This is a genomic window from Neobacillus drentensis (assembly GCF_036965645.1).
In the GTDB taxonomy this organism is placed as follows: Bacteria; Bacillota; Bacilli; order Bacillales; family Cytobacillaceae; genus Neobacillus; species Neobacillus drentensis_D.
Map to the genome: position 1 here is coordinate 59,187 of NZ_JBALPZ010000078.1, position 5,510 is coordinate 64,696.

At 35.0% G+C, this 5,510-nt stretch carries 7 protein-coding genes; 2 read left to right on the forward strand and 5 right to left on the reverse strand.

Translation table 11 applies throughout. The features are described 5' to 3' along the window. The first annotated feature begins 192 nt into the window (after positions 1–192). Entirely contained in the window at positions 193–936 is a 744-nt protein-coding gene (locus V7266_RS15655) for a DUF4397 domain-containing protein (protein WP_335468881.1), read from the forward strand. Positions 937–960: 24 nt separating this feature from the next. On the opposite strand, the gene V7266_RS15660 is transcribed toward V7266_RS15655, so the two are convergent. The 3 genes from V7266_RS15660 to V7266_RS15670 form a co-directional block, all read right to left on the reverse strand. Then, positions 961–1,539 carry a YpmS family protein gene (locus V7266_RS15660; RefSeq protein WP_335468882.1) on the reverse strand — a complete coding sequence of 193 codons (579 nt, stop codon included), beginning with the start codon at positions 1,537–1,539 and terminating at the stop codon, positions 961–963. Then, complete coding sequence (locus V7266_RS15665) at positions 1,540–2,364, reverse strand: SGNH/GDSL hydrolase family protein (protein ID WP_335468883.1); 825 nt, start codon at positions 2,362–2,364, stop codon at positions 1,540–1,542. Between the two features lie 220 nt (positions 2,365–2,584). Further along, the gene (locus V7266_RS15670) at positions 2,585–3,163 is read right to left on the reverse strand and encodes an SCO family protein (RefSeq protein ID WP_335468884.1); all 579 of its coding nucleotides are present in this window, start codon (positions 3,161–3,163) and stop codon (positions 2,585–2,587) included. Positions 3,164–3,398: 235 nt separating this feature from the next. Here V7266_RS15670 and V7266_RS15675 point away from each other — a divergent pair, with 235 nt between their 5' ends. Beyond that, positions 3,399–4,289 (forward strand): MBL fold metallo-hydrolase, encoded by an 891-nt coding sequence (locus V7266_RS15675; RefSeq protein ID WP_335468885.1) that lies wholly within the window; start codon positions 3,399–3,401, stop codon positions 4,287–4,289. A 49-nt stretch (positions 4,290–4,338) separates the two neighbouring features. Here V7266_RS15675 and tatC read toward each other — a convergent pair whose 3' ends face one another. Next, the gene (gene tatC, locus V7266_RS15680; RefSeq protein WP_335468886.1) at positions 4,339–5,082 is read right to left on the reverse strand and encodes a twin-arginine translocase subunit TatC; all 744 of its coding nucleotides are present in this window, start codon (positions 5,080–5,082) and stop codon (positions 4,339–4,341) included. Positions 5,083–5,240: 158 nt separating this feature from the next. Continuing rightward, entirely contained in the window at positions 5,241–5,435 is a 195-nt protein-coding gene (gene tatA, locus V7266_RS15685; protein WP_335468887.1) for a twin-arginine translocase TatA/TatE family subunit, read from the reverse strand. Positions 5,436–5,510 lie beyond the last annotated feature (75 nt).

The window sequence follows — 5,510 nt, forward strand, 5'->3', positions numbered from 1 at the left end:
GCGGAAATCAACATCCAAGTTTAACACAGCCTTTTATTTACTTAAAGTATACAGAATGTTTTTTGAAAAATAAACTTTTTGCATCCCAATCAATACTTATATTCCTTCTAGTGTAACTGTGAGATGATTAGACACCTACCTATACCAGCTTGAATAAATTATGTTGTATTCAAGTTGTAAGGAGTTGATATGATGTCCGAAAAAAGAAATCAAACTGATTATCTCCAAAAAGCTGCGATGTATGATTTGTTAGCCCAGCTCTATAAATATACCAACCCTAACCTATACATGCATTTCTATTTAAAGCATTATAAATACATGAATAAAGCGGTGAATTTAATGCGACAGTCATTACAAGGAGAGGCGCAGGTTCGTTTTTTGCATACATCCCCTGATTCCCCAAGCGTGGATGTCTATATAAATGGGAGCCGTGTAATTAAAGATCTAGCTTTTAAACAAGTTAGTCAGATTTTACGTTTAAAATCTGGCAAATACCACATCGATATTTATCCTGCAGGAAATATGATTGACAGTGTCTTAAATAAAAATATAACGGTTGAAGATGGTCAATCATACACTTTAACCACCATTGATTCTGTTAAGAAAATGCGCCTGTTGGTGTTTTTAAACCATCCGGGTGTTCCAAATGATGAAGCGAAGGTTCGTTTCATTCATTTATCACCTGATTCACCCGCACTAGATATCGCAGTTAAAGAGCGTGATGTGATTTTTCCAGTGGTCCAGTACAAACAGGCAACCGAATATTTAGGTTTAACTCCTATGACAGTGGATTTGGAAGCAAGGACTGCTGGCAGTAAAGATATCCTGCTTCCATTATCAAAAGCAAGTTTTAAGCCTAATGAAAGCTACACGATTGTCTTCTTAGGGCTATCACAGGATAAACCTGAATTACAATATATTAGTATAAAGGATTAAAAAATAGGTGTCCTAAGCGGACGCCTATTTCACTGGGACCAATATAGTAAAAGCAATATCGTCTTTTTTTAAGTTAAATTTATCTACCCTAATTTTTAAATCACTTTTTTGTTTTAACTGCTGCATATGAATATAGACCAGATGATCTCTAGGTCTGATTTCAACGCCTTTCGGCAGCTTGTACTTCTCCCTTATAAAGTTTAAAACGTACGATATGGGGAGATGCAATTTTCCAACTGACATCGACTGTTGCTTTAAAATTAAATCGCCATTTTTTTGGGCCGATGGTTCAAAAGTCAACTTCAATTTTAACTTTTCACTAAAAAAAGGCAGTGTACCATATAATTCCACCTCATCGCCCAACAGAACCTTATATTCTATCGGAGAGTCAGCGGCTTCTTCTTGCAAATAATGGTTAATTAATCTGTTTAAGTCATACTTGTTTGATTTAACATGAAAAGATACATAGTCTTCGCTAGAAGTGTTTGTTTTAACTGGTTCCTTATCTTTAATTGGAGCCGTAACAAACGAAAAAAGAATAATTGCAATTAATAGATTGATTCCTAACAAAACAAGGAATCCCAGTTTCCATTTATTTTTCATCTAATTCTCCTCAGTGCTGACCATGTAAGCCTTTTTCTCCAAATCAGGTAAAACCTGATTTTCAAATGCTTCATTAAGTCTCTCTGCCATTAGTTTGTATCCTTTGTCATTAGGATGGAAATTATCTGTATACAAAACATCTTCATCTGGATGTAAGAAAAGGTCTTCGATTGACACAAAATAGGATTGAGAATATTGGTTAACTACACTTTCACCGATTTGATTCCATTCAACTATAATTTGATCCATTTCTTCTACATCCGAAAACCACTTTGAAAAGGGGTTATACACACCAACTAACACAATAGATGCATTTGGGTTTTCTTTCAAAATCACGTCGAAAATTTGCGTTAAATGACTGCGATAGGACTCTTTTTCCTTAAGAAAATCTGATACCTGTAAGTCTGAGATATTGTCTTTGACAATCTTCATAATATCATTACCGCCAATGGTGAGAATCACCAGATTAGACTGCTTTAAGATGGGCCTTAATTCCAAAGATTTAAGTCTTTTTAACAATTGTGTTGTCCGATTTCCCTTTACTCCATAATTGTAAAAGTCAGCTTCTTGGATTCCTTTTTCCTTTTCCAGCATGGTTTTAAGATATGGCAAATAACCGCCTTGATTCGTACTATCCCCGACACCTTGAGTGAGAGAATCACCTGCAGATAACACAGTTAGCTTCCGTGGAATAAAATCAGTAGGGATAGGTTCAAATACTTGTGCAGCAACCTTCTTTTCCTGATGGAAAACCAATGAATCGGAAGAATAGCAAGAACTTAAGAACAGCGTTGATAAAATTAGAAGGGGGAAACACTTATTCACCTATCTTCACCTTCCTCCTAAGTAACTTAACCCTAGTTAAACTAATCCAAACCTTTCTCTTTAAGAACAATTTTTTTTGGTAATTCACCTACGCCATCACTATTGGCTAATCACGGTTTCTATGGTCAATCGTCTGTTTCTTTATTATAACACGACTATAAATATTCAAAACATGTATCTAGGATGTCCTTTTTCGATAAAAAAATAGACCTAATTTGGTCTATTGTAATGTTTTTATATCGTTGATGATTTCATCATAGGGAACATTTTTATATCCGCTGTATGTCTTTTTAATATTCCCCTCTTGATCAACCAAGTAAAGATAGGTTTGATGAATGACCTGATTTCCTCCAACAGGTTTCTTAACTATCGTCTTGAAACTTTCAGCCGCAAATTTCTCGATAAACTGTTGAGAATATCCAGTTAGGAATGTCCAATTATTAAATTCAACACCAAATTGTTTAGCGTAGTTAGTCAATACTTCTGGTGTATCAATCGTTGGATCGACACTAAAGGAAACCAATTCAACATTCGTCAAATTTTCTTCTTTTAATTTTTTTTGAAGCTTTACCATATTAGCGGTCATAGGAGGGCATACATCCGCACAACTTGTGAAAATAAATGCTGAAACCCAAACCTTTCCTTTTAAATCCTTTAAACCTATTTGCTTGTTTTGCTGAGTTGTGGCCGTAAAGTCCTTTATTGGCCAGTTTACTGCATTTTCAATTTCTTTTTTTCCGCATGCTGATAATAGAAAAATAAAAACAAGTACACATAAGAACCAAAAACGCTTATTCATTTAATCACCTGCAACCCTTTTCTTTTCTAGTCCAGAATAGTTTAACAAAGTTATAGCCTTGATGAAAGTAAACAGCTTTTGATTAAATTCTATTGAAATCACCCTTCTTAATAAACAAATGGAAGGAAAATACAACAGTAGTAACTTCATCTTTCAATTGTTTGAAAATTATGATATTATGAATGAGCATTCACTCGGTAAGTGAAAAGTATTTTTAAAAGGGGCTGAAGAAAAAATGAATCGGATTGGACCAATCCTAATATTAGAAGGTGCCAATTTCAGTAAGGTTCCTTATTCTCGAAGTCTTTACCTTAACTGCTCTGAAAAAGTACTGATAGATACAGGCGCCGAGGAAAAGGTTCTTAAAAAACTCGACCAAGAGTATGGCGTCCAATTCATTTTCAATACCCATTACCATCCTGATCATACACTTCATAACCATTTGTTCGAAAATATAACCAAATTAATTAACCCGATTGAGCATGAAACATCGCTTACAATAGAAGGCGTTGCTAGTGTTAACGGAGTCTTGCAGGAGTGGGGGCAAGAGGGAGTTGAAAAGTGGAAGGCCACCCTTCCACCTGAATGGGTAAGAAATCTTGGAGAAATTTCCGGGTCATACCATTATGAAACGGAATATAAATTTGGCGAGATAAAAGTATACTTTTTACACACACCTGGACATACAAGTGGCTTATCGTGTCCCTACTTTCCGGAATTAGGGGTTGTTTTTACAGGTGATTATGATATGACCTCATTTGGACCATGGTACAATGGAACTGATGGAGATATTGATGAATTTATCGCATCTGGAAAAAGACTGTTAACCCTTGATGCTGATACCTACATAACAGGTCATCAGAAAGGAATTTTTACAAAGCGCGAATTTAATCAGGCGATGGAAAGGTTTCTTGCGAAGATCGAGAAGCGGGATGAACTTGTCACGCGTTATGTTCAGCAGGGGCTGAACTTTGAAGAACTAACCAATGTAGGTATATTTTATCCGAAAAAAAGTTTGGAAAACACGATACTCAAAACTTGGGAAAGATGCGGGATTCGGAAGCATTTAAACAGATTAGGCTATGAAGTTAAAGGAATGGATTGTCAATTGGTCAAGATAAACTAAAATGGATGAGGTCAGTTTGACTCATCCATTTTAAGGTCATTTCTAATTATTATGCTTCTATGACTTCTTCCTCATGATCCTCATCTTGCTGATTTTTTAATTTTTTCCGGTAAACGAACTTCGATAAATTTATGCTCACTTCATAAAGAAGTAACAATGGTATAGTTACAACAAAATCAGACATAAAATCCGGAGGTGTAATAACAACAGCAATGATGATTAGAACAAAATAGGCATACTTCCGAATTTTGGCTAAAACAAACGGATTAATAATTCCCAGAGAGGTTAAAAACATAACTACTACTGGTAATTCAAACAAAACCCCAAATGGAAGAGTCATATTTAGAATAAAACTGAAATACTTTTCTGCAGTAAAGTTCGTAACAAACATACCTTGACCTATGCTCACCAAAAAGTTAAGCACCATTGGAAAAATAACAAAATATCCAAATGCAAGCCCCATGACAAATAAAATAAATAGTGCTGGAACATAGGTTACCGTTATTTTTCGTTCATTTGGTCTTAGTGCAGGCCTTACAAATAACCAGATTTGTAAGGCTAAAACTGGAATTGTCCCTGCAACAGCGACAACACCGGCGAGCATGAAGTAAATCCACATGATATCACTTGGTCCCAGAACAAGAAGCTTCGTACTTCCAACAAACCATTTATAAATATCGTCTACGTAAATAAAGCCCACAATAAAAAAGACGATAAATGCCAGAGCCGATATAATAATCCGTTTGCGTAATTCCTCTAAATGGTCAACTAAATTTAATTCTTTATCTTCCATGTACTTCCCCTGCCAATTTCAAAGGTTAAAAGAAGGGCACGTATGTTAAAATCTTCCTGCCTGTTAATAGTCACATCACTAGAGAGATTAACATGTTTTCACGCATCCATATAGGTTTATCTTCGAGAAGAAAAAGGTGCAAGATAGAATCTTACACCTTATTTAGTCAATTTTTTCTTTTCTTCTGTAATGTCTTCCATTACATCTTCTGTTAATTCACGAGTAGATTTTTTAAATTCTTTTAAAGTTTGTCCAAAAGCCTTACCGATTTCAGGAAGCTTCTTTGGTCCAAAAATAATTAATGCAAGAGTTAAAATTAAAATTAATCCGGGTACTCCGATATTAGAAAACATGGATTACATCCCCTTCAATTGATGTTGTATATTTCTACTATGATTATAGTATTGAAATATCCTTTTGAGGTAAAT

Bases quoted from the DNA above. Each gene is read 5' to 3' on its own strand.
- tatA (WP_335468887.1), bottom strand. From the start codon at position 5,435: ATGTTTTCTAATATCGGAGTACCCGGATTAATTTTAATTTTAACTCTT.
- V7266_RS15675 (WP_335468885.1), top strand. From the start codon at position 3,399: ATGAATCGGATTGGACCAATCCTAATATTAGAAGGTGCCAATTTCAGT.
- V7266_RS15655 (WP_335468881.1), top strand. From the start codon at position 193: ATGTCCGAAAAAAGAAATCAAACTGATTATCTCCAAAAAGCTGCGATG.
- tatC (WP_335468886.1), bottom strand. From the start codon at position 5,082: ATGGAAGATAAAGAATTAAATTTAGTTGACCATTTAGAGGAATTACGC.
- V7266_RS15670 (WP_335468884.1), bottom strand. From the start codon at position 3,163: ATGAATAAGCGTTTTTGGTTCTTATGTGTACTTGTTTTTATTTTTCTA.
- V7266_RS15660 (WP_335468882.1), bottom strand. From the start codon at position 1,539: ATGAAAAATAAATGGAAACTGGGATTCCTTGTTTTGTTAGGAATCAAT.